This is a genomic window from Sphingomonas sp. Leaf231 (genome assembly GCF_001421995.1).
In the GTDB taxonomy this organism is placed as follows: domain Bacteria; phylum Pseudomonadota; class Alphaproteobacteria; order Sphingomonadales; family Sphingomonadaceae; genus Sphingomonas.
In genome coordinates this window covers 983,018-1,009,944 of sequence record NZ_LMLS01000001.1, presented here as the reverse complement: position 1 = coordinate 1,009,944, position 26,927 = coordinate 983,018, and the positions used below count along the sequence as shown (strand labels likewise).

Here is a 26,927-nt window from a genome sequence, read left to right as displayed (position 1 = left end):
GACGTCACGGCTGATCGGTAAGGCGCAGCGATGCGACCCCACGCTCCTTCTTTCGGCAGTGTCGCGCCGCGAGCATGGCCGACACTCGCCACCGCTCGCCACCGCTCGCCACCGCTCGCCTGCCGCTCAACCGTGCCCGCACCGGCAGCCGTTCGCCGACGCGGAAGGCCGGCGATCGGCGTTCGATTTCTCCTTAGAAGCGCGTCCGCAACGTGAGCCCGTACGTGCGCGGCTCGGCCAGGAACGATGTGAACACCGTGTTGGCCGTGGCGAAGCCGGGTGCGCCGAACGCCTGGACCTGCGACTGCGTGTTGGCACCCTGGAACGGCGCATTGAACGCGACCTGCTGATAGTTCGTGTCGAGCAGGTTCTGCGCCCAGACCTCGACCGCCCAGCGTTGCTGGTCGCCGCGCAGGCCGACGCGTGCGTTCATCAGGAAGAAGCCGTCCTGCACCTTCTCGATGAACAGGTCCGAGCCGGTGTTGTAGTCGCTGGTCATGCGGCCATCGACGTAGAACAAGGCGCTCATGCCGTTGCCGCCGATGTCGGGCGTCCAGCTGGCCGAGCTGGTGACGGTGTGGCGCGGCGCGTTGGACATCTGTGCGCCCGGAAGCAGGAAGAGGGCGGCGTTCAACGGCTCGCCTGCCTTGCTGCCGACCAGGTCGCGGGCGTAATTGGCGTCGGTGAACGTGTAACCGAGGTTCACGGTCACGTCCCGCGTCGGGTACATGCCCACTTCCAGCTCAACCCCCTGCGTCACCAGGCCCTTGCCGACCTTGCCGGTGCACGCGCCCGTCGTGCTCGACGCGTCGCGGTCGGCGCCGTTCAGCCCCGCGTCGCACCCGCCGATGTTCTGGACGATATAATTGGTGCCGTTGAAGGTGTTGAGCTGGAAGTTGGCGAATTCGGACCGGAATGCCGCGACGTTGGCGGTGAATTGGCGCGAGGTGAACTTCAGCCCCAGTTCGTAGGCGTTGACGGTTTCCGGGTCGAAGCGCAGGTTCACGGCGTTGGCGGCGACCGGCGTGGCGAACACGTTTGCGGTCAGGTCCGATCGGTCGAGATTGTATCCGCCCGCCTTGTAGCCCCGTGCGTAGGAGGCATAGAGCAGCGTGCTGTCGTGCGCCTTCCACGACAAGACGCCCGTGCCGGTCAGCTGGCCTTCGCGGATCTGGTCGTCCAGGGCGACGCCGGTCAGCGGCGAAGTGGAATTGCCGGTGCACGACAGCGTGATGATGCCACCGGCCAGCGACTGAAGCGTCGCGTTGCCGCTGGCGAGCAGCGGGCGCAGCGCCGCCTGCTGCGCGGGGCAGATGGTGTTGTTGTTGTTGAAACCGGCGGCGAGCGTCTTGTGGTCGTTGGTGTAGCGCAACCCGATCGTCGCGCTGAGGCGGTCGGTGATCCGATAGATGTTGTGCGTGAAGAAGGCGAAGTTCTCGCTGGTCTGGTCGTAGACGTCACGCAGGCTCCCGAGATTGTTGAGCGTGCTCAGCCGTTCGATCCCGCCGATGATCGCGGTGCCGACAGCGGGGGTAAGTGCGCCGCGACCCGCGGCGCTGAGGCAGCCGGGGTTGGTCGGGTTGCGAAGCGCGGCAAGCGGGTTGATCGTCGCCACCATCCGGCACGCGGCGAACGCGCCATATTGCGCGCCGAAGCGTAGATTGTCGACGACCTGCAGCTTCTCGTGCGCGTAATAGCCGCCGACCAGCCAATCGAGCCGATTGTCGAAGATCGAGCCGGAGAGGCGGCTCTCATGGCTGAAAACCTTGAACTGACGATAGTTTTGCCCGTCGTCGGGGCGGTAGACGAGATCGACGTTGCTATAGTCCATGTCGCCCGCGCCGCCCGACTTGTACTCGCGATAGGCGGTGAGCGAGGTCAGCTGCGTCGCGCCGAGGTTCCAGCGGACGCGCATCGACAAGCCGCCGTCGGTGGTGACGTTCGAATAGGCGCGGCCCGCCGTTTGCGCGATGCGCCGGTTGTAGGGATCGCCCTCGCTGGGCAGTACGCCGCCGAGGCTGCGCAGGATCGAGGTGATGCGATTGCCGCCCGGGTTGATTGCATAATCGCCCGTAACGCCCGGGGTCGGATCGACCTTCTCGTTCGTGTCGACGTATACCGCGCCGCAGCATTTTTCGTCACGGTGCGTGTAGTCGCCGATGAACCGCACGGCCAGATCCGGAGTGATCGTGAACAGCAATTGCCCACGTACGAAATAGCGCTGGCGATCGTTGAAGTCGGTGTCGTTGACGACGTCCTTCAGGAAGCCGTCACGACGTGAAGCGACGCCATCGATACGGAAGGCGAGCAGATCCTTGACGATCGGCCCGGTCAACGCCGCTTGCGCGCGCATCATGTCGTAATTGCCGTACGTGACCTCGCCCATGCCGCCGAAGTCGAATTCCGGCAGCTTGGTATAGATGCTGATCGCGCCGGCCGAGGAATTGCGGCCCGACAGCGTGCCCTGCGGTCCGCGCAACACCTCGATCCGCTCGACCTCGCCCAGATCGTTCAGGCCGGAACCGGTGCGGCTGCGATAGATGCCGTCGATGAACACAGCGACCGAGCTTTCGAGGCCGGGATTGTCGCCGACGGTGCCGACGCCGCGAATGCGCGCGGACGCGTTCGCCTCGCTGCCCGTCGACGATACGAGCAGCGACGGGGCGATCTGCGTCATCTGGCGGATGTCCGTCGCGCCCGAATTCTGGAGCGCGGCCTGACCGAAGGCGGACACCGCGATCGGCACGTTCGACAGGCGTTCCGACCGGCGGGTGGCGGTGACGACGATGTCGGCGGTATTCGGCGATGCCTCCTGCGCGGCGTCGCCGGTCTTGGCGTCGGCGGCCGAGCCGCGCAGATTTTGCGCGACCGCAGGTGCTGCGACCAGCGCGATCATCGCCGCAGACAGATGAAGGACCGTCTTTGACACCGCCGTCGTCATCGCCATCTTCCCGTCAAGCCAACCTGCTTTTCGGGGTCGTCCGTAAAGCGGGCGTGCATAAGGAATGGTTAAGGCGGTGAACGCGACACGCGACCTTTCGCGGTACCGCTCGTTTGACGGGCAGGATGCCGACGTGTCGCATGGTGCCCGATGGCGATTGTGCGATTCGGCGGCTCAACGCTGTCCACCAAAGGTGCTAGACCCTCGACCATGATACGTTCCGCCTTCCACCGCCTGCTGTTCACTGCCGCGCTGGCCGCCGTCCCCGCCGCCGCGCAGGTGCCGGTCACGCCACCCACTCCGGCCGTGCCCCCGATCCCGATCGTGGAGCCGAACCTGCCGCTGCCCACGCTGAGCGTTGCGCAGCAGCGCGAACTCGCCCGCCTGATCGCGCAGGACGAGGTTGCGCAGGGGCTGAGCCGCACGCCACGTGCGGATCTGGAGTCGCTCGACGGGCCATCGCTGGTCCGCGTCGCGCTGGATCACGCGCGGGCGGTGCATGGCGGACGATTGATGCCGTCGGATTTCCAGCGCGACTGGGGCATCCGGCCGACCGCCTACGATCCGCTACCTGGCTTCGCTGACGCGGTGAAGCGCGACCGGATCACGACATGGATGCGGTCGCTGCCGCCGCCTTATCAAGGGTATGACACGCTGATCGAAGGGCTGGCGCGCTATCGCAAGATCGCCGGGGCCGGCGGTTGGCCGACGTTGACGACCGCACCGGCTTACGGGACGAGCGGTGCGGCGGTGGGCAAGCTGCGCGAACGGCTGGCCATCGAGGACAGCGAACTGGCTGGCACCGGCGACCGTTTTGACGCCGCGTTGCTGGAGGCGGTGCGGCGGGCGCAGCGGCGTTATGGGCTTAACCCCGCCGGGCAGGTGGGCGCGCAGACGCTGGCCGCGCTCAATGTGCCGGTCGAGCAGCGCGTGCAGCAGATCATGGCCAATCTGGAGCGGTGGCGCTGGTTGCCTCCCACGCTGGACCGGCGGCGTGTGCAGGTGAACATCGCCGCCGCGGTGCTGACCGCATTCGACGGCGACCGCCCGACCATGTCGATGCGCGCGGTAACCGGCCGGCCGGGCAACGAGACGCCGATGCTGGTGTCGCAGATCAACAGCATCGTCATCAATCCGCCGTGGAACGTGCCCACATCGATCGCGACCAAGGAACTGTGGCCCAAGGAGCGCGCCAATCCGGGTTACCTGAAGCGCAACGGCTTCCGCGTGATCGCGACGCCCGACGGCGGCAAGCGGTTGCAGCAGGCATCGGAACAGAGTGCGCTGGGGCGGTTCAAGTTCGATTTCCCCAACGATTTCGCGGTCTATCTGCACGACACGCCGGCGCGATCGGGCTTTTCGAAGTTCGACCGGCTGGCCAGCCATGGCTGTGTTCGGCTGGAGAAACCCGAAGACCTCGCCAAGCTGCTGATGGCGACCACGCCCGACTGGCAGCCGGAGGCGATCGACGCTGCGGTGGCCGCCGGCAAGACGGTGCGCGCGAAGATGGCCGAGCCCGTGACGGTCTATCTGCTTTACTGGTCGGCGTTTGCGGGCGCGAACGGGCAGGTAGGTTTCCGCGAAGATCCCTATGGCTGGGACGGCAAGCTGGCTGCTACGGTCGAGCGGCGATCCGCGGCGCAGGCGCTGGCGGCGAAGTGAAGGATGAACGAATGACGGCATGGCGGCATCGGTTGGCATTGGTCGCACTGGCAAGTCTGGGCGTGGCGGGATGCTCGCGGTCGGAACCGGAGCCGCCCGAGATGAACATGACCGTGCAGGAGCTGGAGCCGACGCCCGAGCCGACGCCCACCCCGACCGAAGAGCCGACTCCGGTGGTTGCACCGACTGCCGAGCCGAGCAACGATACCGCGCCGCTGCCCCCGCCCGAAGAGCCGGAGGAGGACGCCCAGATGATGGACGATGCATCGGCCACCGGCATGACCGCGCGCACCGATCGCAGCGGGGGCGAGGATAACGCCCCGGCGGAGACACGTCGGCGCGACTGACGGCTTCGGCGGAACGGGGGCAGATGACGCCCCCGGCACGCAGGTCAGGCGGTTTCGAGCAATCGCGTGGCCTGCGCGCGCGCTTCATCGGTGACGGTCGCCCCCGATAGCATCCGCGCGATTTCTTCTCGCCGACCGGATGCGTCGAGCGGGCGGACGCTGGTGCGGGTGACGGTGCCATCGCTGGCCTTGGCGATCATCAGATGCGTCGCGCCGCGCGCCGCCACCTGCGGGCTATGCGTCACCACGAGCAATTGCGTGGTCTCCGCCAAACGCCCCAGTCGCTCCCCGATCGCGCTGGCGACCGCGCCGCCGACGCCGCGATCGATCTCGTCGAAAATCATCGTCGCCGCGCCGCCTTCTTCGGCCAGCGCGACCTTCAGCGCCAGAATGAAGCGCGACAATTCGCCCCCCGATGCGATCTTGGCCAGCGGCCCGAACGGCGCGCCGGGGTTGGTGGCGATCTCGAACTCCACCCGGTCGCGCCCGGCCGCCGACCAATCGGTTTCGGGCAGCGGCGCGACGACGGTACGGAAGCGTGCGGCATCGAGCTTGAGCGGAGCCAGTTCGCCAGCGACCGCCGCATCCAATCGTGTCGCGGCGGCCATGCGGATCGCCGTCAGCTGTTCGGCGGCCGCATCATAGGTGGCGCGGGTCGACGACACCGCCGCCTCCAGATCGACCAGCCCCTGTTCTCCGGCATCGAGCCGTGCCAGCCGCTCGCTCAGTTCGGCGGCGAGATCGGCCAACGCATCCGGCTGGACACGATGCTTGCGTGCCATCGCACGCAATTCGAACAGCCGCGCCTCATCGTCCTCAAGCTGGCGCGGATCGTGGAGTAGCGCCAACGACGCCTCGCGCAGCTTTTCCTCAGCAACGCCGCCTTCGATCAGCGCGCGGTCGACCGCCTCAAGCGCCTCGCCCAGCGCGGCATGATCCTCGCCGATCCGTTCCAGCACGCGCGCGGCCTGCCGCAAGTGGCTGAGCGCGCCGTTGCTGCCTTCGAGATGCTCGACGACCGCCTCGAGTTCGCTGGCCGTCTTCTCGGCGCGCTGCATCGATCGGCGGCGCTCGGCCAAGGTCTCTTCCTCGCCCGGTTCGGCGGCCAGCGCCTCCAGTTCGTTGACGGCGTGATCCAGCCAGTCGCGATCGGCGCGCGCGGCCGCGATCGCGTCACGCGCGGTCGACAGCGCGTCACGCGCCTCGCGCCACGCGGCATAGGCGCTGGCGACGTCGCGCACCCCGCCGCGTGCATAGGCGTCCAGCAGCGTGCGGTGCCCGGATGCCGCGAGCAGGCCGCGATCGTCGTGCTGTCCGTGGATCTCGACCAGCATCGGGCCGATCTCGCGCAGGAGCGCGGCGGAGGCGGGCTGATCGTTGACGAAGGCGCGGCTGCCGCCATCCGCCTTGACCAGCCGGCGGATGATAAGTGGCTCGCCGCGGTCGATCTCCAGCCCGTTGTCCGTCAGCAGCGTAGCGACGGCGGGGGGCGTATCGAAAGTGGCGGTGACGACGGCCTGGGTCGCGCCCGCGCGCACCAGCGTGCTTTCCCCGCGCCGTCCGAGTGCAAGGCCGAGTGCGTCCAGCAGGATCGACTTGCCCGCGCCGGTTTCGCCGGTCAGCACGCCCAGCCCAGGGCCGAATTCCAGCTCCAGCGCCTCGATCAGCACGACGTCACGGATGGCAAGTGCGGTCAGCATGCCAGCGGTGCCTTACCCGCAAAATTCGCGGTTGGTTACCCTTTTTGTTCTGTGCGCACGCGCCGCGACGACGAACGTGTCGCGGCGCGTGCCGGAACGCTCAGCCGCCGGTCGGGTTCGTTGCCGGCGACGGCGAACCAACGCCCGGCGTCGGAACGCCCGCCGTCGAATCACCACCGGTCGTCGCCGGCGTCGATGGCACGGGGGCATCGGCCTTCGGCGTGCCGCCAGTGGCCTCGCCGGGGATCGCCGGCTTGGTCGATGTGGTCACGATCGCCTCGCCCGGAGCGAGCGGAGCGATGGTCGCCGGTGGATTGTCCTTCATCAGCTTATAGGCGCGGCTGTACCAGTCGGTGCCGGGATAATTGGCACCGAGCACCGCCGCCGATTTCTCGGCCTCGTTACGCACGCCGAGCGCCAGATAGGTTTCGGTCAGGCGCAGCAACGCTTCGGGCGCGTGGGTGGTCGTCTGATATTGATCGACCACGCGCCGGAAACGCAGCATCGCGGCGAGCCACTGGCGACGGCGTTCGTAGAAGCGGCCGATCTCCATTTCCTTGCCGGCCAGGTGATCGCTAACCAGATCCTGCTTGAGCCGCGCGTCGGCGGCGTAGCGCGAGTTGGGATAGCGGCGCATCAACTCGCCCAGCGCGTCCTGCGCCTGCTGCGTGATCTTCTGATCGCGGGTGACGTCGTTGATCTGCTCGTAATAGCTCATTGCGATCAGGTAATAGGCGTAGGGCGCGTCGCGGTTGCCCGGGTGCACCGACAAAAAGCGCTGTGACCCCTGGATTGCCTGCGTGTAATCGCCCGACAGGTAATAGCTGAACGCGCCCATCAACTGCGCACGGCGCGCCCATATCGAATAGGGATGTTGGCGTTCCACCTCGTCGAACAGCGCCGCCGCCTCCTTGTAGCGCGCCTGATCCAGCCGCTGCTTGGCCGCGGAGTAGAGCGTGCCGACATCGCGCGCGACATACGGCAGGTCGGCGCGGTTGCGCCCGCCGCCTGAACAGCCGGCAAGGGAGATGGCCAACGCGGCAACGATCCCGGTCGCGAACAGGCGGGGCGCGCGAGGGCGCGGCGTGAGCGGGCGGTGGAAGAGGGTACGCATCTATTCGGCTCTTAGCGTAGACCACGGCTGCGGAACAACGGCTTTCGCGATCGTGCAACACGCAGTAGCGCGGGTGCGTTGATGCCGCCGTCAACGATCTGACGAAGGACCTTTGCCATGCCCGCCACCCTGCTCGCCACCAAGCGCGTCGAGAAGCCGTGGGGGCGGCATCATCTGTACCCGGGCTTCCCCGATCCCGCGGCCGGTGCCGAACCGATCGGCGAAGTGTGGTTTCAGTCGCCGCACCCCGAGCAGTCGGAACTGCTCATCAAATACCTGTTCACCAGCGAGAAACTGTCGGTGCAGAACCACCCTTCCGACGAGGAGGCGCACAAGCGTGGCCTGCCGCGCGGCAAGGACGAATGCTGGACGATCCTGGCCGCGGAACCCGATTCGACGATTGCGGTCGGTCCGCTGCAGACGATGACGCGCGAGGAATTGCGCGCCTCTGCCGAGGACGGGAGCCTCGAACACAAGCTCGACTGGAAATCGGTGAAGGCCGGCGACTTCTATTATTCGCATTCGGGCGTGATCCACGCGATCGGTGCCGGACTGACGTTGATCGAGGTGCAGCAGAACTCCGACACCACCTATCGCCTGTTCGATTACGGTCGCCCGCGCGAATTGCATCTGGACGACGGCGTCGCGGTCGCCGAACTGACCCCGTATGTCGCGCCGCCGCAGCCCGGGGAGGTCGCGCCCGGACGGACGATCATGGTCGAGGGGCCGACGTTCGTGCTGGAGCGCTGGACCGGCGGCAAACGCCCGATAGCGCTGCCCGAGGGCAAGACGGGCTGGCTGGTGCCGATTCGCGGCGAGGGCGTGGTCGCCGGCGTGGCCTGGAAGGCGGGGGAATGCGTCACCGTTACCGGACAGGAGGAACTGCATGCGTCAGAGGACGCCGACCTGCTGTTCGCTTATCCCGGCGACGCGCGGCTTTGATCGAAAGCCGGGTGGCGGGCATGACGCCACCCGCCATTCGGTTAAGACCAGATTATTGTTGCACCGCAGTGATTTCGCCGGAATGTCCCTATTGTCGCGCGCGACCGACCGGTCGACGTGCCAGGGTGACGACGGGGGCGAAGGAACATGGATCGGGCCGGCAAGCGGACCGGAGCGCGCAGGCTGTTGAGTTGCCTGACGGACGATGACTTCCGGATCGTGGACGCAGACGAGGATTATGCCGCAGTGCTCGGGTACAAACGTGACGGCTTGATCGGCCGAAGCGTCCTGATGCTGACCCATCCCGACGACCGCGAGGTGAACCAGCAACGTGCCGACGCGCTGAAGGACGGTGGCACGCCTTTCTCAATCACCAAGCGATACGTCGGTGCCGACGACCGCATATTGTGGGTCACCAACCACATCAGCCTGTTCAATGCCGGACCGCGCGGCTGATGATGGCGACCGTCGAGTTGCTGGATGGCCCGCCGCCGGGTGAGGAGGACCGGGTGCTGCGCGGCGTGGCCGAGCGCATCCTGCTCAAGCGCCGGCTGCGCGGCCAGTATTTCGAGGAAGAGATGTTCGGCGAACCGGCATTCGACGTGATGCTGGACCTGTTCGTGCGGCATCTGGCTGGACGCAGCACCTACACGACCAGCGCCGCGATCGCGTCCGGCGCGCCACTTACCACCGCGCTGCGGCAGATCGCGATGCTGGTCGAGCGCGGTATGGTGACGCGGGTGCCCGATCCGGACGATCGCCGCCGCGTGCTGCTGCGGATCACCGGGGATGGCGAGCAGCGGATGCGCGACTATCTGATGGCGGCGGAACAAATCTGAGCCGGCCGGGCCGCGCGGAGGCTGGCGCGACGCGGTGTTCGTCCGTCGTCAGGGCCATCGTCATCTGGGAGTGACCCTGAGCGCCGTTACCTCCGGGTGATGGGGTCAGGGCCAGGCCGGATCGACATTCAGCGCTTCACGGGTGCCGGACTGCATGCCGATGAAGATCATTCATCCGATCGGGCTGACCGCTCCCGCACGATCAGGCAGACTTGTCCCATCCACGCGTCATTGCGAGCGCAGCGAAGCGACGCAGGGTTCCGACAAAGCCCCCGACTGCTGCGCTACGCCCGCAATGACGGTGCTTGCAGGGCGCCGGCTGAATGCCGATCGGGCCTGGAAACGCCCTTGGCTGCTCTCACCCGGAAGGCCGACCCTCGACCCGGTTATCGCAGGCGTTCGATGGCCTGCGCCAATGCGACGTACAATTTGCCCATGTCGGAGGAGAGCAAAGTCACGCCCAACGGCGAACCGTCGCGTTGCGCGAGGATGGTGCGCAGCATCGCCTCGAAATCGTGGATGTAGCGATTGACCTGTTCGCGGAACGACGCGTCGTCGTCATAGAGGCGCGCGACGTCGCGCTGTTCGCTGCCGTCGAGCAGGCGCACCGCGCGCCGCGTGAAGACGCCGCGATCGCCCTTCAGATAAGCGGCCCAGGCGCTGTCCGAAATTTCCGGTGCGAACGTTCGGGTCAAGTCGATCGACGCCGAGTTGAGCGATTCGATCAGCAACGATGCACGACGTGCGAAGGTATCGCGTTCGTTTTCCTCGCTTGCGGTGCGCGCGTCCTCCAGCCGTTGATCGATCAGCGCGATCGTCTCCTCGATGCCGTTGAGTTGCGATTGCAGGCGTTCGCCGGCACGGCCTGCGGCCACGACCGCGTTCTCCGAAATGCGCGCGACCTGTTCGACCTGATGCTGCACGCCGCTTTCGATCGCGCGCTCCAGCGCGGCGACGCCGGCGCTTTCCAGCGCATCGGCAGCCTCGGGGATGACCCGCGCCAGTGCCTCGCGCGCGTGATCCGCGGCAGCGGCGGCGGTTTCCCGCACACGCAGCAGCGCTTCCAGCAAGCGCGGTGCCGCTTTCTCGGCGAGATCGTCGGCACGACGGGTCGCGTCGTCCACCGCCTCGCCGATCAGGCCGGCCTGCGCGCGACCGCGCTCCAGCCCTTCGCTCAACCGGGTGGTCAGCGTCTCGACGGTCTGGCGTTGCTCGGCAACGACCTGCGCCACCGCCTCGATCGCGTCGTGCGTGCTCTCCGCCGCGGTCACCAGCGCGAGCAGTTCGGGTTTGGCGGCGACGATCACCTGCTTGGTGGAACCGACGCGCGATTCGAGCCGCGCGATGGCATCGGGCATCGTCTCGTCCATCTCACGCGCGGCAGCGTCGAGCGCGACAAGCAGGTTCTCGGTGGTCGTGATCGTCCGCTCGGCAGAGCCGTTGCCCGTATTCACGGCATCGATCAACGCCTCGGTGGTCGCCTGCAGCGCACTGATCGTCGCGGCGAGTTGCCGGCTGCGTTCCGTGCCCTGCGCGTGAAGCAGGTCGAAACGACCGCTGGCCTGATCGATCGCATCGTCCAGCGTGCTGAACAGCATTTCGCCCGCACCACGTTGCGCATCAAGGCGCGCGGCGATCCGTTCGATCACCACCTCGACCAACGCGATGCGTTCGCCCAGCGCTTCGGCACTGCCGCGCGCGGCGTGATCCAGCGCCTGCTGGTTGGCGTTGACCATCGCCAGCATCGCCTCGCCCTGCGCCACGATGCCCTTGCGCGAGGCGTCGATGGCGGTGGCGGTCCGCTCCAGCAGCGCGTCGACTGCCGCCGCAGCGTCGGAGGTGACGCCGTCCAGCCGCAGCCCGGCGGTGGCGCTGGTCGCCTCCATCCGCTGCATGTAGGCGGCCAGCTTTTCCGCGGCGCCGCCGGCGACCGTCTCGGCCTCCCGACCGCGCGCGGTCAGCGCCGCGACCTGCGCATCAAGCGCGGCGGTATGTTCGTAGGCGACCAGCCCGGCGTGATCGATCGTCGCGGCCAGCGTGCGCGTTTCGTCCTCGGCCGCAGGCAAAGCGGCGAGCAATGCCGCCAGTTGTTCGTTGGCATGGCCGGTCGCCGCCGCCAGCGCGCGCGCATGGGCGTCGGCGCGGCCGATCTCGGCCGACAGGTCATCACCGATCGTCGCGAGCCGCGCCGTCGCCGCTTCGCCCAGCGCGGTCAGCAGCCGTACCTGTTCGGCGAGCGTCGTGCGGCGATCCTCGATCTCGTCACCGAGCGCGGCCACCGCACTTTCCAGCGCCGCCGATTCGAGGCGCATGGCCCGCGCCGTCGCGCCGAAACGCCGCGCTTCCGCATCGCTGGTCCGCAACGCTAGCAGCCATACGATGCCCGCGAGTGCGGGAACGGTCGCCGCAGCTGCGCCGAATTGCGCGAGTGCGAGCGGCGGCATGGTCAGCAACGCATCGCCCGCGATCCACAGCAGCGTGGCGATCCATGCGACAGCAAGCACCGCGGCGACCCAGCCCAGGATCGCGCGACGACGCAGCGGCGCGGCCGCGTCGTCGTCATCGGAGAAGACGGGATCGGTCACGTACGTTTGCGGCTCCGCAGGCGGCGTCGGGACGAAAGATACTGCCGGCGCCTCGGCGCCAGCTGGTCGAATGTCGAAAATGGAAGACGGCCCCCCGTTCATGATGCCGGTGTAACACGTTTGCCGCCCCCGCAAAGCCGTTTCAAGCCACCCGGCCCGTTCGGTTCGGCGCAACCAGCGGTCACGTCACGGTTGTTGCCAGCCGCGACCGCCGATCCTAACAGCCTGTTCCATGCTGGCTGGCCTGTTATTCGCGACCCATGAGGCGGAGGATCGCTCTGGGATGCTGGCGGCGACGCTGCCGTTCGCTGCGGCCACGCTGATCGAATATCAGGCGCGGTTGCTGCTGGCATGCGATGCGGCGCAGATCGTCGTCGTCGTTTCCCGGCTGACGCCCGAACTGATCGGCGCGCTGGCGCGGATCGGGCGTCGCGGGGTGGCAGTGGATACAGTGCGCGGTGCCGCCGACGCGCTGGCCAAGCTGCACCCGCTGGCGCGTGTCGTGATGATCGCCGACGGCCTGGTCACGACCGGGGATGTGGTGAGCCGCGTGGCCGGAGAGGCCGGCGATGCTTTGCTGGTCGTGCCGGCTGCGCAGGCGTCGCCGGGCTTCGAGCGGGTCGGCGGCGGTGCGGCATGGGCCGGGGTGGCGCGGATCGATGCGGGGCGCGTGGCGGATGCGGCGCGGCTGCCCGAGGATTATGACCTGCAATCCACCTTGCTTCACGCCGCCGAGCAGGCCGGTGCGCGCCACGTCACGCTGCGGCTGGACGGAATGGCGATGGGACACGGGATCGAGCGTCGCGGCGTAGCGCTGGAGGAGCGCGGGCGCGCGGTGCTTTCCGCATCGATGGCGGTGCGCCCGAGCTGGTTCGAGCGGGTGGTGCTCCGCCCGCTGGCGCGACTCGCCATCCCGTGGATCGCGCGCAACGGCATCGGGACCGAGGCGTGCAGCGCTGCGGCCGGGACGGCGACGCTGGCCGGGTTGGCGACGATCGCTTTCGGCCTGCCGGGCAGCGGACTGGCGCTGGTCCTGGTCGGCGTGCTTGCCGCCGAACTGGCCGGTGCGCTGGCATTGTTCCGCGACGAACCCGGAATGCTGCGCGCGAATCGTGTCGCGATCCTCGTCGCGCCGGCGCTGGCGATCCTGTTGCTGGCGCATGTCGTCGATGGACAGACCGCAACCACGAGCGCGCGGCTGCTGGCGCTGTTCGCGCTGGTCGTGGGCGGGGTAGGGGAACGCGCGGCGAGTGCGGGCGGGCGACGGCCATGGTGGGGCGTGGCCCCCGCTTATCTGGCGCTACTGACGTTGTTCGCGCTGTCTGGACTGCCCGTCATCGGGATCGCCGCGGTGGCGACCTATGCCTCGGCGACGTTGATCGCCGCCGTCGAACGCCTGCGCCAGACTTAGCCGGGCCTTAACGATCGGCGGTTAAGACTGCGGCATGTCCGCCGCTACCCATCGCGCCTCGCTGACGGCCGAATCGGCGCGACTCGCGTCGCGAGTCGCCGATGCGGCGCGCGTGGCGGAAGCACGGCTGGAGGTGGCGGTGGCGGATATCTTCCTGTCGCAACCAGGGCGGCTGGACGACCGTACCCGTGCCGCGACGCTGCGGCTGGCGGAGGCGACGGTGTGCGCGATCGAGCAGCGGATCGCCGGCGAGACCGCGCGCGACCTGACGATGGCCGACCGGCACGAGGCGGCGGTGATCCTCGATACGAACAGGTCGCTGGCATGGCCGCGGCTGCTGGAAGCGGGATTGATGCGCGATGCCGATGTGATCGGCGAACTGATCGCGCAGGCGCGGGTCGACCTGCTCGACGAATCACTGGCGGCGATGCGCGCGCCGGATGCCGCACCGACGCTGGTCGCCACGTTGGTCGAGCGCGGCGCACCGGCGCAGCGGGTGGCCGCGGTCGCTTATCTGGTGGCGGATGGGACGCGTCGCGGCGGGGCGAGCGGGCGGCGGGCGATGCTGTCCGCCACGCTGCACGCCCGCATAGCATGGTGGGTCGCCGCCGCGCTTCGCGAGCAACTGGGCGCCACCGCCGGCCCGGTGGGGGATCGGGCGCTTGCCGACGCGACGCATCGCTGCATCGCCGATCATGCCGATGATGGAGGAGCGGTCGATCCCGCGGCGGCGGCGCTGGTGCGCGCGCTTGCGCCATCGCCTGCCGAGCGCGCCGAGCTGATGGTCCGCGCTCTGGACGGCGCGCGGGTGGCCCTTTTCGTGGCGCTGCTGGCGGACGCCGTGTCGATCGAGGCGAACGACGCGCGTGCCCTGGTGCTGGATTCGGCGAGCGACGGGTTATGGCTGGCGCTGCGCGCGGCGGGTCTGCCGCATGACGCACTGGCGCGCGCCGGTTTCCTGCTGTGCGAGGCGGATCGCGAGCGCGACCTGTCACTCCTGATCGAGACGCTCGACACGCTGGCCGCGCTCGATCCCGCCGTCGCGGCCGCGGCGGTGGCAGGGCTGCGATTGCCGCGCGATTTCCGTGAGGCGGCGCGGGCATTGGCGCGATGTCCACCAGCGTGACCCGCGGTGTCTTCCACGCGCTGGTCGATGCCGACGACCGCGTGTTGAGCGGCGACGCGCGCTTCGTCGAGTTGAACGATCGTGCCGGGGGCGTAGTAGGTGCGGAACTTGCGCTGGCGACGGTCGGCGCGCTGGTGCGGATCGCGCGCGGGCTGCGCGTGCCGGTGGCGCGCACGATCACGATCGGTGACGACCGCAGCGACACCGACTGGCATGTCCGCGCGGTGCCGGGCGACGACCGGACCGTGGCACTGGCGGCGACCTTGCTGCGCGAGCGACCGATGGCACCTGTCGTGCCGGGCGCGATCGTGGAGATCGTGCCGCCGACCGACGCGGCATGGACTTGGGAGGTCGACGCCGCGTTGATCGTCACCCGGATCGACGCGGCGTCGATCGCGCGTGTCGGTCTGGATCCGGTGACGATCGTCGGTCAGCCGCTGGCGGGTCTGTTCGTGCTGGAGGCGGATGCTGGTGGCGCGATGCCGTTGCTGGAGGCCTTGTCGAGGGCGCAGGATTTCACCGGTCAGCAGGCGATCCTCCGGGCGACCGGCATCCCGGTAACACTGGCCGGGCACGTCCGGCATGATGCTGCGGGCGGCTTCGCGGGTTTCGTCGGGGGTGTGCTCGCGGTCCCAGTCACCGGTGGCGGGGCGATCAGCGACTTCAATACCCGGCTGCACCGGATGCTGCGCGCGCCGCTGCGCACGATCGTCGCGCAGGCGGAGAACATCCGCGCGGCCGCCGACGGACCGGTCGACGCGGAATATGTCGATTACGCCGCCGACATCGCCACGGCGGGGCGGCACCTGATGGGGCTGGTCGACGACCTCGTCGATATCGAGGCGATCGAACGCATGGATTTCACCACCGCACGGGACCGGATCGACCTGGCCGACGTCGCGCGCGAAGCCGCGGTGTTGCTGGCGGTGGCCGCGGCGGCGCGCGGGGTCACGATCGTGTCGCGCACGGGCAAGGAGCCGGCATCGGCGATCGGCGAGCACCGCCGCGCGTTGCAGATCGTCGTCAACCTGTTGGGCAATGCGGTCACCTATTCGCCGGAGGGCGGCACGGTGGACATGCGGCTGGAGGCGGGCGGCGGACAGGTCCGGCTGCTCGTTTACGATCGGGGCCAAGGGGTTCCGGCCCACGAGCAGGCGCGCATCTTCGAGAAGTTCGTCCGCGGCGACGGCAGCGCGCCGGACGGTAATGGTTTGGGCCTCTACATCGCCCGGCGCCTCGCGCAGGCGATGGACGGCGCGTTGACCGTGGAGAGCGTGTCGGGCGAGGGGGCGTGCTTCACGCTGTCGCTCCCCGCCGCGCCCTGACGGCCGGCGTCAGCGCAATCGCCGGCCGAGCAGGATCAGCAACAGTCCGAACACCGCGAGTCCGGTGCCGTAATCCGCCCAGACCGCGCGCCCCAGCATGAAGCTGGAGCGCGGCCAGTCCACATAGCCTAGCCCCTGCGCGATCCACAGCGCCCCCATCAGCGCGCACAGCGCGCCGATGGCGATCAGGACCGGGCGGAGGCGGGGCATCCGCCGGGCCTCAGCGCTGGCCGACCGGCACGTACGCACGCTGCGTCGGGCCGGTGTAGAGTTGGCGCGGGCGGCCGATCTTCTGGTCGGGATCGGTGATCATTTCGTTCCACTGCGCCACCCAGCCGACGGTGCGCGCCAGCGCGAACAGCACGGTGAACATGCTGGTCGGGAAGCCGATCGCCGACAGGATCACGCCCGAATAGAAATCGACGTTCGGGAACAGCTTCTTCTCGACGAAATAATCGTCGCTCAGCGCGATCTCTTCCAGTCGCAGCGCGGTTTCGAACAGCGGGTCCTGCACGTTCAGCGCCTCGAACACCTCGCGTACCGTCTTCTGCATCACGGTCGCGCGGGGATCGTAGTTCTTGTAGACGCGGTGACCGAAGCCCATCAGGCGGAACGGATCGTTCTTGTCCTTGGCGCGGGCGATGAACTCCGGAATGCGCTCGGGCGTGCCGATCTCGTGCAGCATGTTGAGCGCCGCCTCGTTCGCGCCGCCGTGCGCCGGACCCCAGAGACACGCGATGCCCGCGGCGATGCACGCGAACGGGTTCGCACCCGACGAACCGGCGAGCCGGACGGTCGATGTCGACGCATTCTGTTCGTGATCGGCGTGGAGAATGAAGATGCGGTCCATCGCCTTTTCGACCGCCGGGTTCACCACGTACGGCTCCGCCGGGACGCCGAACGTCATGCGCAGGAAATTGCCGGTGTAGCTCAGCGAGTTGTCGGGATAGACGAACGGCTGGCCCACGCTGTACTTGTACGCCATCGCCGCGATCGTCGGCATCTTGGCGATCAGCCGGTGCGACGCGATCATGCGCTGCTGCGGATCGTGGATGTCGGTCGAATCGTGGTAGAAGGCGGAAAGCGCGCCGACGACGCCGCACAGGATCGCCATCGGGTGCGCATCGCGGCGGAAACCACGGAAGAACTGCGCGAGCTGTTCATGCACCATCGTGTGGCGCGTGATCGTGCGGTCGAAGCTGTCCAGTTCGCCCTGGTCCGGCAGCTCGCCGTTCAGCAGCAGGTAGCAGACTTCCATGAAGCTGGACTGTTCGGCCAGTTCCCCGATCGCGTAGCCGCGGTGAAGCAGGACACCTTCGTCACCGTCGATATAGGTCAGCTTCGACTGGCACGACGCGGTCGACGTGAAGCCCGGATCGTAGGTAAACGCGCCAGTTTGCGCATACAGCTTGCGGATGTCGACCACGTCGGGGCCGACGGAGCCCGACAGCACGGGATAATCGAGGTCCTTGCCCGCGAGCGAGACTTTGGCGGCTTCGGTCATGATCTTCTCCTGTCAGTCCCCGCGGGCGGGGATGTGGTCCGCGATGCGGGCCAGGCTTTCATCGCGTCCTAGAAGGACGAGTACGTCGAAGATTCCCGGCGAGGTCTTGCGGCCGGTCAGCGCGACGCGGAGGGGCTGGGCGACCTGGCCAAGCTTTACGCCTGCCTCTTCGGCCACCGAACGCACCGCCGCTTCGGTCGTCTCCGTATCCCAGTTGTGCACTGCGTCAAGCGCCGTGTGCAGGCGTGCCAGCAGCACGGGAGCGTCACCGTCCAGCAACGGGCGGGCGGCATCCTCCACCATCAGCGGGCGCGCCGCGAACAGGAAGGCGGTCGCCTCCGTCAGCTCGTTGATGTTCGCCGCGCGCGGCTTCAGCGACGGCATCGCCGCCAGCAGGATCGAACGCCGGGTATCGTCATGGTCGAACCCCAGCTTCTCCGCGACCAGCGCGGCCAGCCGCTCATCGTCGGTGGCGCGGATGTAATGGCCGTTCAGATGCTCGAGCTTCTTCAGGTCGAAGCGACTCGCCGACTTGCCGACCGCATCCAGATCGAACCAGCGAATCGCATCCTCCCGTGCGATGATCTCGTCATCGCCATGACCCCAGCCGAGCCGCAGCAGGTAGTTGCCCAGCGCCTCCGGCAGGATACCCAGGTCGTCGCGATAGGCCTCGATCCCGACCGCGCCGTGGCGCTTCGACAGCTTCGCGCCGTCGCTGCCGTGGATCAACGGAATATGCGCATAAACCGGCTCGGCCCACCCCATCGCGCGATAGATCGGCAGCTGGCGGAAGGCGTTGTTCAGATGGTCGTCGCCGCGGATGACGTGGGTGACGCCCATGTCGTTATCGTCGACCACCACCGCGAGCATGTAGGTGGGCGTGCCGTCGGACCGCAGCAGGACGAGATCGTCCAGCTCGGCGTTCTGGACGGTCACCGCACCCTGCACCTCGTCGTGGATGGTCGTCGCGCCCTCGGTCGGCGCGCGCAGGCGGACCACGAAGGGTTTGTCGGCGGGATGATCGGTGCGATCGCGCCACGGCGAGCGGACGCGCAGCGGCTGCTTGGCGGCCTGTGCGGCAGCCCGCATCGCCTCCAGCTCCTCCTGCGTCAAATAGCAGCGATAGGCGTGGCCGCTCGCCACCATCGCGTGCGCGACCTCCGCATGGCGATCGGCGCGCGCGAACTGGAAGACCTCCTCGCCATCCCAGTCCAGCCCCAGCCAGCGCATGCCGTTCAGGATCGCCTCGATCGCGGGCTGGGTGGAGCGTGCGCGATCGGTATCCTCGATCCGCAGCCGGAACGTGCCGCCGTGGTGGCGCGCGTACAGCAGATTGAACAGCGCGGTGCGTGCGCCGCCCAGATGCAGGAACCCCGTCGGTGACGGGGCGAAGCGGGTGACGACGGCGCGATCGGGCGCGCTGGCGGTTTTGTCGGTTGCGCTCAAGCGCGCTTGCTCCCAGGCTGGAAAATCGGATGGCCAGTTTAGCCGCGCCCGCCTCTAGCAAAGCATGGTCGACGCTTCAAACGCGCGCGCGGCATGGAATCGCTTTGTCACGATCGGCGGTCGAGCGGCGGCTGGAGGTCGAGCGCGACCAGCTGGTGTTGTGGGTGCCCGTCGCGCTGGGGACGGGGGCGGCCGCGTGGTTCGTGCTGCCCGATCCGCGCGGCTGGTCAGCGGCGCTCCTGCTGGCGTGCGCGACCGGGCTGGCCGGGCTGGCCGTGGCGCGTGGCGGGCGGGCACCGGTGTTCCTCACGGTTCTGGCCTTCGGCTTCGCGATCGGGTTGGGGATGGTGTGGGCGCGCGCCGTCCGCGTCGCCGCGCCGGTGCTGTCGCGACCGACGATCGCGTGGGTGCAGGGTCACGTGGTGCGCGTCGAGCCCCTGCCGGCACGGCGGCTGGTGCGGATGACGCTGGCGGTGCAGGCGTGGGACGGCGGCGCCCGTCCACCGTCGCGGGTGCGCGTCAATATGGCGGCGGACGGGTTGCCGCCGGGCGTGGCACGCGGCGCGACGATCCGGGTGCGCGCGCGGTTGATGCCGCCGGCACCGCCAGCGGTCCCCGGCGCGTATGATTTCTCACGCGTGGCCTGGTTTGCGGGGCTGGGAGCGAGCGGACGCGGCTTCGCGCCGCTGACGGTCGTCACCGCCGCGTCCGATACCGGCGCGGGGGTGCGCGAGCGGCTGACCGCACATATCGAGGCGCGGCTGCCCGGCAGCGCGGGCGGGATCGCCGCGGCGCTCGCCACCGGCGATACCGGCGCGATCGACGAACCCGATGCGGAAGCGATGCGGCGCGCCGGGCTCGCCCATCTGCTTTCGGTCAGCGGATTGCACATCACCGCTGCGGTCGCGCTGGTGATGTGGCTGGCGCTGCGGTTGCTTGCGCTGTCGCCACGGCTGGCGCTGACCGGCCGGTTGCCGCTGATCGCCGCGGCGGCGGGGGCGGTCGCGGCGATCGGCTATACATGGCTGACCGGCGCGCAGGTGCCGACGATCCGCAGTTGCGTGGCGGCGCTGATGGTGTTGGTGGCGCTGGCGCTGGGGCGGGAGGCGCTGACCCTGCGGCTGGTGGCGGCGGGCGCGATGACCGTCCTGCTGGCATGGCCCGAGTCGGTGGTGGGTGCGAGCTTCCAGCTGTCGTTCGCGGCGGTTACCGTCATTGTCGCACTTCACGAACATCCACGCGTGCGCCGCTGGTTCGTCGTCGATGACGCCCTTCTTTGGCGGCGGGTGCTGCGCGGACTGGGATCGTTGCTGCTCACCGGCCTCGCCGTCGAGTTGACGCTGATGCCGATCGCGGTGTTCCACTTCCATCAGGCGGGACTGTACGGCGCGCTGGCCAATATGATCGCGATCCCGTTGACGACGTTCGTGGTGATGCCGGCCGAGGCGCTCGCGCTGTTGCTCGACCCGGTCGGGCTGGGATCGGCTGCATGGTGGGTCGTGGGGCAGGCGCTCGCCGTGCTGCTCTGGCTGGCGCGCACCGTCGCTTCGGCACCGGGCGCGGTCGCGGCGGTGCCGGTGATGCCGCATGCCGCCTTCGGCGCGATCGTGGCGGGTGGGCTGTGGCTGGCGATCTGGCGGAAGCGGTGGCGGTATTTCGGGATCATGCCGGTGGCGATCGGGCTGGCGTGGACACTGGCGATGCCGACCCCGGACCTGATCGTGACCGGCGACGGGCGGCATCTGGCGCTGCGCGGTGACGGTGGAGAAGTCGCGATCCTTCGCGACCGAACCGGCGACTATATGCGCGATCTGCTTGCGGAAGCGGGTGGGCTGGACGGCGCGCCGGCCTTGCTGAGCGAGGCACGCGGGGCGCGTTGCAACCGCGACCTGTGCTGGATGGAGCGGAAGGCCGGCGGGCGGCAGTGGCGTATCCTGGCGACACGTAGCGGCGATATGGTGCCGGCGGCTTCGTTCGTCCCGCTATGCCGCATGGCCGACGTGGTGATCAGCGACCGCCGCCTGCCGCGCCGCTGCCGCGCGCGCTGGCTGACGCTCGACCGGGCGGCTCTGGCGCGAACGGGCGGCGTGGCGGTGACGTTGGCGACGCGGCGGGTTGCGACGGTCAACCGTGCCGGCGACGCCCATCCGTGGGTGGTGGCGGTGGAAGGTCGCGGCCGTCGCATCGTGGGGCGGTCGGCCGACGTGAACGGTGCGCGACGGGCCGCTTCTGCGGCGGGAGGTCGTGCGCCCCGGACCGAAGCACTGCCCTTCACCCATCGTTGAACCGGTAACCCGCTGCGGCCGTAGTCGGCAGACGGCGTGCTTGCTGATCGATCGTCGATGCCCGCGCGGCATCGTACTGAATGCCGGGAAATCATCACTTCCCGTTCTCGCCCCCGTCGCAGCCGACGGGGCAGTGCGGGAAGCGGGACGGTTCGCATAACGCAAGTCGGTCAGCGCAAAACAACGCCCCGGCTTGCCGTCAGACGAACCTACGCACTGCCCAATATCAACGCGTCGCGATCGGCGACGCGGCCACCCGCCGCAACCGCCGCACTTTCACCGAGATCAATAGTAAGTTACTGCTAAATAATGAAATGTTCCGGTGAGCGATTTCAGGAATAGCGGCGCAGCAGGCCCGCCAGCTTACCTTGTACGCGAACCTGTGCGGGGGCGTAACGTTGTGGATCGTAGGCGCGATTGGCCGGATCGAGCCGGATCATCGCACCTTCCTGACGGAAATACTTGAGCGTCGCTTCGCTGTCGTCGATCAGTGCGACGACGATCTCACCGTCGCGCGCCACTTCCTGGCGGCGGATCAGCGCATAGTCGCCATCGAAGATACCGGCCTCGACCATCGAATCGCCGGAAACCTCCAGCGCGAAATGCTCGCCCGTGCCCAGCAGCGCGGCGGGGACCGGCAACATCGTCGAACCCTCGAACGCCTCGATCGGAACGCCGGCGGCGATCCGGCCGTGGAGCGGGATCTCGACGACGTCGTTCGCAGGCCCGGGAAGCGTGCGCTTGACCGAGGGCGGCGCGGCGCGCTTCGCCTCGACGCCGCGCTCCGGTGCCTTCAGCACCTCCAGCGCGCGCGCGCGGTTGGGCAGGCGGCGAAGATAGCCGCGCTCTTCCAGCGCGCTGATGAGACGGTGGACGCCCGACTTGCTCTTCAGCTCCAGCGCATCCTTCATCTCCTCGAACGAGGGCGACACGCCGCTGTCGGCCAGACGATCCTCGATGAAGCAGATCAGCTCGTGCTGTTTGCGCGTCAGCATGTCCGGCGCCTTCCTTGTGAACGGAGTGCGAACCTTTATGGAACATATCGCAGTCCGTCAAGCGATCATGAGGACTTCCGCCGAGTCGCCCGCCGTCGCGGCGGGGGCGTGGGGTTCGCGCACGATCAGGCACGTCGAACGCGCCAGAGTACGCAGCATCGAACTGTCCTGGATCGTGGACGCAAACGCCCGCCCATCGCGGATTTCGGCGCGCAGATAGTCGGTCCGCTCACCGTTGCCAGGCAAATCCTCGCCGAGCAAGATGCGGGAAACGCGGGGGAATGGATCGGCCGCGCCGGCGAGATGCATGACGAGCGGGCGGACGAACAGCAACGCGGTGACGAACGCGGAGACCGGGTTGCCCGGCAGTCCGACCACCGCCATCGCGCCACGCCGTCCCGCGAGCATCGGCTTGCCCGGACGCAGCGCAATCCGCCAGAAATCGAGCTTAGTGCCCGCGGCGGCTAGCGCGGGGCGCACGAGATCATGATCGCCCACGGAGGCGCCGCCGGTGGTCACCAGCACGTCTGCATCGACGGTGGCAAAGGCGTGGGTGAGGCGATCGAGCCGGTCGGGAAGGATGCCGAGGTCGACGATCTCTACACCGATCCCGTCGAGCAAGGCCCGCAATAACAAGCGGTTGGACTCCGGCAGCGCATCGCCGGGCGTGCCGGGTTCGACCAGTTCGTCACCGGTGGCCGCCAATGCCACGCGCACCGGACGGGCGACGGTCAGCCGCGCGACGCCGCCGGTCGCGGCGACGGCAAGTCGTGCGGCGGTAAGTCGTTGACCCCGCTCGACCAGTGTCTCGCCTGCGGAGAAGTCCAGCCCACGACGGCGCACGTTTCGCCCGAGGTGGGCGGGGCCTTCGCCGGCGAGCGTCAGAATGGCCCCGTCGCGGGCGGCTTCCTCCTGGACCAGCACGGTGTCGGCGCCATCGGGCATGGCCGCGCCGGTAAAGATGCGGACCGACTCGCCCGGGCCAACCGAGCCGGTGAACGGCGCGCCAGCGGCACTTTCGCCAACCACCTGAAATGGTCCGGGAAGATCGGCGAAGCGCAGCGCATAACCGTCCATGGCCGACAGGTCGCACGAGGGTTGCGTGCGACGGGCGATCACCGGAGCAGTGGCCCAGCGGCCAAGTGCCTGATCGAGCGGCACTTCGACGCTATCGACCGGCTGGCCGAGCGCGAGGACGCGGGCCTGTGCCTCTGCGACGGGCAGCAACGTCATGCCGCGCGCCAGTCGCCCGAGCGGCCACCACGCTTTTCCAGCAGGCGAATGTCCTTTATCGTCATCGACTTGTCGATCGCTTTGGCCATGTCGTACACGGTCAGCAGCGCGACCGAGACGGCGGTCAGCGCCTCCATCTCCACGCCGGTCTTGCCATCGGTCGCGACGGTCGCGGTGGCTGTGATCCCACTGGCATCGGGGGATAAATCCAGCGTCACGCGGGTGATCGGTAGCGGATGGCACAGCGGGATCAGGTCGCTGGTACGCTTGGCCGCCATGATCCCGGCGACCCGCGCCACCGCGAGCACGTCGCCTTTCTTGACCGCCCCGGCGCGGATCGCGGTAAGTGCTTCATCGGACATGACGATCTGGCCGGTCGCCACTGCCTCTCGCCGGGTGACGAGCTTGTCGCCGACATCGACCATATGCGCCGCGCCGTCGGCGTCGAGGTGGGTGAGGCCGGTCACTATCCGACCAGCGCGCGGGTGGCGGCGGCCACATCGGCATGGCGCATAAGTGCCTCACCGATCAGGAAACAATGCACGCCATGCGCCGCCAGTTCCTCGAGATCGGCGCGCGTCGACAGTCCGCTTTCGGCGACGAAGGTGCAGCCCTTGGGCGCATCGGCGACCAGATCGTAGGTGCGGCGGAAATCGACGGTGAACGTCTTCAGGTCGCGGTTATTAACTCCGACAAGGCGGGTGCGCAGCCGTGCGGCGCGCGCCATTTCGGCTGCGTCATGCACCTCGACCAGCACGTCCATGCCGTGTTCGATCGCCGCCGCCTCACATTCGGCCATGCACGCATCGTCGAGCGCGGCGGCGATCAGCAGGATCGCGTCCGCCCCGATGCTGCGCGCCTCCAGCACCTGCCATGGATCGACCGTGAAGTCCTTGCGCAGCACCGGCAGGGCGCAGGCGGTGCGTGCGGCGATCAGATAATCCTCATGCCCCTGAAAATAGGGCGCATCGGTCAGCACCGACAGGCACGTCGCGCCGCCATCGGCATAGGCGAGGGCGTGCGCGGGCGGATCGAAATCCTCACGGATCAGTCCCTTCGACGGGCTGGCCTTCTTTATTTCGGCGATCAGCGCATGACGGCCGTTCGCGACGGCCGCGTCGAGCGCAGCGCGAAATCCGCGCGGCGCGGACTGCGCCGCGGCACGGGCCGATAACTCCGACAAGGACGTTTGCGCCTTTCGCGCCGCCACCTCGGCACGCTTCGTTCCGCAAATGTCGGCGAGGATGGTCATGACCAATCTATCCAGCGATCGAGGAGGGTCGCAGCGCTTTTGTCGTCGATCGCCCGGGAGGCGTGAAGCGCGCCGTCCGCCAGATCGCGCGCGCGCCCCGCCAGCACCAGTGCGGCGGCGGCGTTGAGCACCACCGCGTCGCGATACGCGCCATGTTCGCCCGCCAGCAGGCGGCGGAGCGCGGCGGCGTTATAGGCCGGGTCGCCGCCGCGGATCGCGATCGTCGGATGGCGCGCGACGCCGGCATCCTCGGGCACGATCCGCGCGGGCAGCGGCACGTCGCCGACGGTGACCACACGGGTGGGGCCGGCACCGGATATTTCGTCCAGCCCTTCCTCTCCCGCGACGACCGCCGCCGCCGCACTGCCCAGCTGCGCCAGCGCGTCGGCGTAGATCGGCGCGTAATCGGGGCGGGCGATGCCGATCAGCTGGCAGGTGACGTGCGCGGGGTTGGCGAGCGGCCCCATCAGGTTGAAGATCGTGCGGCGGCCGATCCGGCGGCGGATCGGGGTGATGCGCTTCATCGCGGGATGATGGTTGGCCGCGAACAGGAAGCAGATGCCGAGTTCGCGCAGCGTCGCCTCCGCCTGGGCGCCGGCGCGTTCCATGTTCAACCCGAGCATCTCGAGCGTGTCGGCGGCCCCCGCCTTGGACGAGGCGGCGCGATTGCCGTGTTTCGCCACCGGCACGCCGCACGCCGCGACAACCAGGCTGACGGCGGTCGACACGTTGAGCGTGTGCTGGCCATCGCCGCCCGTGCCGCAGACGTCGATCGCACCCGCCGGTGCCTCGATCGGCAGCAGCCGGGCACGCAGCGCGCGCGCAGCCTCGGCAATCTCGACACTCGTTTCGCCGCGTTCGGCGAGGCGGATCAGAAAATCCGCGATCGCCTCTTCGCTGCTGCGGGCGTCGAGGATATCGGCGAAGGCCTGCGCCGCCGCTTCGCGCGACAGCGGCGACGACGGGTCGGGCAGCAACGCCAGCGCGGTCACGCGGCGATCCGGCCTGCGTGGTCGACGCCGGCGAGGCGCAGGAAATTGGCGATCAGATCGTGGCCATGTTCGGTCGCGATGCTTTCGGGATGAAATTGCACGCCGTGGATCGGCAATTCGCGGTGGCGCAACCCCATCACCGAACCGTCGGTGGCCGATGCGTTGACGGCCAGGCAATCCGGCACGTCGGTGACGATCAGCGAATGATAGCGCGTCGCGGTGAACGGCGCGGGCAGACCGGCGAACACGCCGCTGCCGTCATGGTCCACCGGGCTGGTCTTGCCGTGCATCAGCCCCCCGCGCACCACGCGCCCGCCGAAATGCTGGCCGATCGCCTGATGCCCCAGACATACGCCGAACAGCGGGCGGCGCGCCTCCGCACAGGCGGCGACCAGATCGAGGCTGATCCCCGCCTCGTTCGGGGTGCATGGCCCCGGCGAGATCAGGATCGCCTGCGCGCCCGTCGCCAGCGCATCGGCAGCCGTCAGCGCATCGTTGCGGACCACGCGCACCTCCGCCCCCAGTTCCATGACGTAATGGACCAGGTTCCATGTGAAGCTGTCGTAATTGTCGACCACCAGGATCATGACCCTGCCATAGCCGATGCGCGCGCCATCGCAATGGCGCAGGCGCGGCGCGGCGCCGGAGAATGTCGCAAAAGCGGGCAATGAAACGTCATTCGCCGGGATGGTCCGGCGCGGAGAAAAGCGCCATGCCGCGCGTTCGCGGTGATGAGGAGAACGTCAATGCGTCGTCAAGCTGTTGCTATCCTGTTCGCCGTCGGGCTGGCGATGCCGATGGCCGCCGCGGCGCAGGTCGAATCCGCGGGAGACGCCGGTCGCGCGCCGCAGCGCGTGCGCAGCGTCACGCTGGAGGGGAACGAAGCCTGTCCCAAGGCGCAGGGCGACGAAGTGGTGGTGTGCAGCCGGATCAACCCGGACGAGCAATTCCGCATTCCCAAGCCGTTGCGCGACAGCGCCGAGCCGGTGGCGAAGAATCAAGCATGGACGAATCGCGTCGCGACGGCGGATCAGGTGAGCCGCGTCGCCGGCGGGCTGCCGGATACGTGTTCGCCGGTCGGATCGGGCGGGCAGACCGGTTGTGCGCTGTCGATCAACCGTGCGTGGGCGGCGGAGCGCCGGGCGGCGGAGAAGAACGACTCGATGATCCCCGGCGGGCGGTGAAGGCCTGACACACGCTTCGCCACCGACGCGGGTGGCGAGGTGAT

At 68.6% G+C, this 26,927-nt stretch carries 23 protein-coding genes; 10 read left to right on the top strand and 13 right to left on the bottom strand.

Annotated elements, in window-relative coordinates; translation table 11 throughout:
* Window positions 1-193: 193 nt before the first annotated feature.
* Window positions 194-2,941, bottom strand: a complete 2,748-nt coding sequence (locus ASE95_RS04710; RefSeq protein WP_156347873.1) for a TonB-dependent receptor domain-containing protein — start codon at window positions 2,939-2,941, stop codon at window positions 194-196.
* A gap of 210 nt (window positions 2,942-3,151) precedes the next feature.
* Here ASE95_RS04710 and ASE95_RS04705 point away from each other — a divergent pair, with 210 nt between their 5' ends.
* Complete coding sequence (locus ASE95_RS04705) at window positions 3,152-4,603, top strand: L,D-transpeptidase family protein (protein WP_056632071.1); 1,452 nt, start codon at window positions 3,152-3,154, stop codon at window positions 4,601-4,603.
* A gap of 11 nt (window positions 4,604-4,614) precedes the next feature.
* Window positions 4,615-4,950, top strand: a complete 336-nt coding sequence (locus ASE95_RS04700) for a hypothetical protein (RefSeq protein WP_082449972.1) — start codon at window positions 4,615-4,617, stop codon at window positions 4,948-4,950.
* Between the two features lie 44 nt (window positions 4,951-4,994).
* On the opposite strand, the gene recN is transcribed toward ASE95_RS04700, so the two are convergent.
* Together recN and ASE95_RS04690 are read right to left on the bottom strand one after the other, a co-directional pair.
* The gene (recN, locus tag ASE95_RS04695) at window positions 4,995-6,650 is read right to left on the bottom strand and encodes a DNA repair protein RecN (protein ID WP_056632065.1); all 1,656 of its coding nucleotides are present in this window, start codon (window positions 6,648-6,650) and stop codon (window positions 4,995-4,997) included.
* Window positions 6,651-6,750: 100 nt separating this feature from the next.
* Complete coding sequence (locus tag ASE95_RS04690; protein ID WP_082449547.1) at window positions 6,751-7,764, bottom strand: outer membrane protein assembly factor BamD; 1,014 nt, start codon at window positions 7,762-7,764, stop codon at window positions 6,751-6,753.
* A gap of 117 nt (window positions 7,765-7,881) precedes the next feature.
* On the opposite strand from ASE95_RS04690, the gene ASE95_RS04685 reads away from it, so the two are divergent.
* The 3 genes from ASE95_RS04685 to ASE95_RS04675 all read left to right on the top strand — a co-directional run bounded on the left by ASE95_RS04685 (window position 7,882) and on the right by ASE95_RS04675 (window position 9,545).
* The gene (locus ASE95_RS04685) at window positions 7,882-8,706 is read left to right on the top strand and encodes a class I mannose-6-phosphate isomerase (protein ID WP_056632062.1); all 825 of its coding nucleotides are present in this window, start codon (window positions 7,882-7,884) and stop codon (window positions 8,704-8,706) included.
* 147 nt (window positions 8,707-8,853) lie between these two features.
* Window positions 8,854-9,162, top strand: coding sequence for a PAS domain S-box protein (locus tag ASE95_RS04680; protein WP_056632059.1), 309 nt, complete (start codon window positions 8,854-8,856; stop codon window positions 9,160-9,162).
* Window positions 9,162-9,545 (top strand): MarR family transcriptional regulator, encoded by a 384-nt coding sequence (locus ASE95_RS04675; RefSeq protein WP_056632056.1) that lies wholly within the window; start codon window positions 9,162-9,164, stop codon window positions 9,543-9,545. The genes ASE95_RS04680 and ASE95_RS04675 overlap by 1 nt, the downstream gene beginning before the upstream one ends.
* 386 nt (window positions 9,546-9,931) lie before the next feature.
* Here the strand turns inward: ASE95_RS04675 and ASE95_RS04670 are convergent, their stop codons facing one another.
* Window positions 9,932-12,130, bottom strand: coding sequence for a hypothetical protein (locus ASE95_RS04670; protein ID WP_235528182.1), 2,199 nt, complete (start codon window positions 12,128-12,130; stop codon window positions 9,932-9,934).
* A gap of 232 nt (window positions 12,131-12,362) precedes the next feature.
* Here ASE95_RS04670 and ASE95_RS04665 point away from each other — a divergent pair, with 232 nt between their 5' ends.
* Genes ASE95_RS04665 through ASE95_RS04655 form a run of 3 tightly spaced genes read left to right on the top strand, consistent with a single transcriptional unit; the run spans window position 12,363 to window position 15,992 of the window.
* Complete coding sequence (locus tag ASE95_RS04665; protein WP_056632053.1) at window positions 12,363-13,541, top strand: hypothetical protein; 1,179 nt, start codon at window positions 12,363-12,365, stop codon at window positions 13,539-13,541.
* Window positions 13,542-13,575: 34 nt separating this feature from the next.
* The gene (locus ASE95_RS04660; RefSeq protein ID WP_056632050.1) at window positions 13,576-14,667 is read left to right on the top strand and encodes a DUF2336 domain-containing protein; all 1,092 of its coding nucleotides are present in this window, start codon (window positions 13,576-13,578) and stop codon (window positions 14,665-14,667) included.
* On the top strand, window positions 14,652-15,992 hold the full coding sequence (locus ASE95_RS04655; protein ID WP_056632046.1) for a sensor histidine kinase: 1,341 nt from the start codon (window positions 14,652-14,654) through the stop codon (window positions 15,990-15,992). The genes ASE95_RS04660 and ASE95_RS04655 overlap by 16 nt, the downstream gene beginning before the upstream one ends.
* Before the next feature lie 9 nt (window positions 15,993-16,001).
* Here the strand turns inward: ASE95_RS04655 and ASE95_RS04650 are convergent, their stop codons facing one another.
* From ASE95_RS04650 to gltX, 3 genes are read right to left on the bottom strand one after another with little or no spacing between them, the layout of a single operon-like run.
* Window positions 16,002-16,202: a hypothetical protein gene (locus tag ASE95_RS04650; protein WP_056632044.1), complete on the bottom strand. Its 201-nt coding sequence runs from the start codon at window positions 16,200-16,202 to the stop codon at window positions 16,002-16,004.
* 10 nt (window positions 16,203-16,212) lie between these two features.
* Window positions 16,213-17,496 (bottom strand): citrate synthase, encoded by a 1,284-nt coding sequence (gene gltA / locus ASE95_RS04645; RefSeq protein WP_056632040.1) that lies wholly within the window; start codon window positions 17,494-17,496, stop codon window positions 16,213-16,215.
* A gap of 12 nt (window positions 17,497-17,508) precedes the next feature.
* A complete protein-coding gene (gene gltX / locus ASE95_RS04640; RefSeq protein WP_056632037.1) occupies window positions 17,509-18,942 on the bottom strand; it encodes a glutamate--tRNA ligase in 1,434 nt (477 codons plus the stop codon).
* A gap of 29 nt (window positions 18,943-18,971) precedes the next feature.
* On the opposite strand from gltX, the gene ASE95_RS04635 reads away from it, so the two are divergent.
* Complete coding sequence (locus ASE95_RS04635; protein ID WP_082449545.1) at window positions 18,972-21,227, top strand: ComEC/Rec2 family competence protein; 2,256 nt, start codon at window positions 18,972-18,974, stop codon at window positions 21,225-21,227.
* Between the two features lie 332 nt (window positions 21,228-21,559).
* On the opposite strand, the gene lexA is transcribed toward ASE95_RS04635, so the two are convergent.
* Genes lexA through ASE95_RS04605 form a run of 6 tightly spaced genes read right to left on the bottom strand, consistent with a single transcriptional unit; the run spans window position 21,560 to window position 26,286 of the window.
* Window positions 21,560-22,222, bottom strand: a complete 663-nt coding sequence (gene lexA, locus ASE95_RS04630; protein ID WP_056632035.1) for a transcriptional repressor LexA — start codon at window positions 22,220-22,222, stop codon at window positions 21,560-21,562.
* A 57-nt stretch (window positions 22,223-22,279) separates the two neighbouring features.
* Window positions 22,280-23,455, bottom strand: a complete 1,176-nt coding sequence (locus ASE95_RS04625) for a molybdopterin molybdotransferase MoeA (RefSeq protein WP_056632032.1) — start codon at window positions 23,453-23,455, stop codon at window positions 22,280-22,282.
* Complete coding sequence (gene moaC, locus ASE95_RS04620; protein WP_056632027.1) at window positions 23,452-23,922, bottom strand: cyclic pyranopterin monophosphate synthase MoaC; 471 nt, start codon at window positions 23,920-23,922, stop codon at window positions 23,452-23,454. The genes ASE95_RS04625 and moaC overlap by 4 nt, the downstream gene beginning before the upstream one ends.
* Window positions 23,922-24,707, bottom strand: a complete 786-nt coding sequence (gene trpC, locus ASE95_RS04615) for an indole-3-glycerol phosphate synthase TrpC (protein WP_056632023.1) — start codon at window positions 24,705-24,707, stop codon at window positions 23,922-23,924. The genes moaC and trpC overlap by 1 nt, the downstream gene beginning before the upstream one ends.
* On the bottom strand, window positions 24,704-25,699 hold the full coding sequence (gene trpD / locus ASE95_RS04610; RefSeq protein ID WP_056632021.1) for an anthranilate phosphoribosyltransferase: 996 nt from the start codon (window positions 25,697-25,699) through the stop codon (window positions 24,704-24,706). The genes trpC and trpD overlap by 4 nt, the downstream gene beginning before the upstream one ends.
* Window positions 25,696-26,286 carry an anthranilate synthase component II gene (locus tag ASE95_RS04605; protein ID WP_056633209.1) on the bottom strand — a complete coding sequence of 197 codons (591 nt, stop codon included), beginning with the start codon at window positions 26,284-26,286 and terminating at the stop codon, window positions 25,696-25,698. Before ASE95_RS04605 ends, trpD begins: the two co-directional genes overlap by 4 nt.
* A 159-nt stretch (window positions 26,287-26,445) precedes the next feature.
* Between ASE95_RS04605 and ASE95_RS04600 the strand changes: the two genes are divergently transcribed.
* Window positions 26,446-26,883 (top strand): hypothetical protein, encoded by a 438-nt coding sequence (locus tag ASE95_RS04600; protein WP_056632018.1) that lies wholly within the window; start codon window positions 26,446-26,448, stop codon window positions 26,881-26,883.
* The last annotated feature ends 44 nt before the right edge of the window (window positions 26,884-26,927 follow it).

Excerpts from the sequence above, each read along its gene's own strand:
- ASE95_RS04605 (WP_056633209.1), bottom strand. The coding sequence starts at position 26,286 with ATGATCCTGGTGGTCGACAATTACGACAGCTTCACATGGAACCTGGTC.
- trpC (WP_056632023.1), bottom strand. The coding sequence starts at position 24,707 with ATGACCATCCTCGCCGACATTTGCGGAACGAAGCGTGCCGAGGTGGCG.
- ASE95_RS04600 (WP_056632018.1), top strand. The coding sequence starts at position 26,446 with ATGCGTCGTCAAGCTGTTGCTATCCTGTTCGCCGTCGGGCTGGCGATG.
- gltA (WP_056632040.1), bottom strand. The coding sequence starts at position 17,496 with ATGACCGAAGCCGCCAAAGTCTCGCTCGCGGGCAAGGACCTCGATTAT.
- ASE95_RS04680 (WP_056632059.1), top strand. The coding sequence starts at position 8,854 with ATGGATCGGGCCGGCAAGCGGACCGGAGCGCGCAGGCTGTTGAGTTGC.
- ASE95_RS04650 (WP_056632044.1), bottom strand. The coding sequence starts at position 16,202 with ATGCCCCGCCTCCGCCCGGTCCTGATCGCCATCGGCGCGCTGTGCGCG.
- ASE95_RS04700 (WP_082449972.1), top strand. The coding sequence starts at position 4,615 with ATGACGGCATGGCGGCATCGGTTGGCATTGGTCGCACTGGCAAGTCTG.
- ASE95_RS04625 (WP_056632032.1), bottom strand. The coding sequence starts at position 23,455 with ATGACGTTGCTGCCCGTCGCAGAGGCACAGGCCCGCGTCCTCGCGCTC.
- ASE95_RS04655 (WP_056632046.1), top strand. The coding sequence starts at position 14,652 with ATGTCCACCAGCGTGACCCGCGGTGTCTTCCACGCGCTGGTCGATGCC.
- ASE95_RS04675 (WP_056632056.1), top strand. The coding sequence starts at position 9,162 with ATGATGGCGACCGTCGAGTTGCTGGATGGCCCGCCGCCGGGTGAGGAG.
- ASE95_RS04635 (WP_082449545.1), top strand. The coding sequence starts at position 18,972 with ATGGCCAGTTTAGCCGCGCCCGCCTCTAGCAAAGCATGGTCGACGCTT.
- recN (WP_056632065.1), bottom strand. The coding sequence starts at position 6,650 with ATGCTGACCGCACTTGCCATCCGTGACGTCGTGCTGATCGAGGCGCTG.
- ASE95_RS04665 (WP_056632053.1), top strand. The coding sequence starts at position 12,363 with ATGCTGGCTGGCCTGTTATTCGCGACCCATGAGGCGGAGGATCGCTCT.
- ASE95_RS04690 (WP_082449547.1), bottom strand. The coding sequence starts at position 7,764 with ATGCGTACCCTCTTCCACCGCCCGCTCACGCCGCGCCCTCGCGCGCCC.
- ASE95_RS04710 (WP_156347873.1), bottom strand. The coding sequence starts at position 2,941 with ATGACGACGGCGGTGTCAAAGACGGTCCTTCATCTGTCTGCGGCGATG.
- ASE95_RS04660 (WP_056632050.1), top strand. The coding sequence starts at position 13,576 with ATGTCCGCCGCTACCCATCGCGCCTCGCTGACGGCCGAATCGGCGCGA.
- lexA (WP_056632035.1), bottom strand. The coding sequence starts at position 22,222 with ATGCTGACGCGCAAACAGCACGAGCTGATCTGCTTCATCGAGGATCGT.
- ASE95_RS04705 (WP_056632071.1), top strand. The coding sequence starts at position 3,152 with ATGATACGTTCCGCCTTCCACCGCCTGCTGTTCACTGCCGCGCTGGCC.
- ASE95_RS04685 (WP_056632062.1), top strand. The coding sequence starts at position 7,882 with ATGCCCGCCACCCTGCTCGCCACCAAGCGCGTCGAGAAGCCGTGGGGG.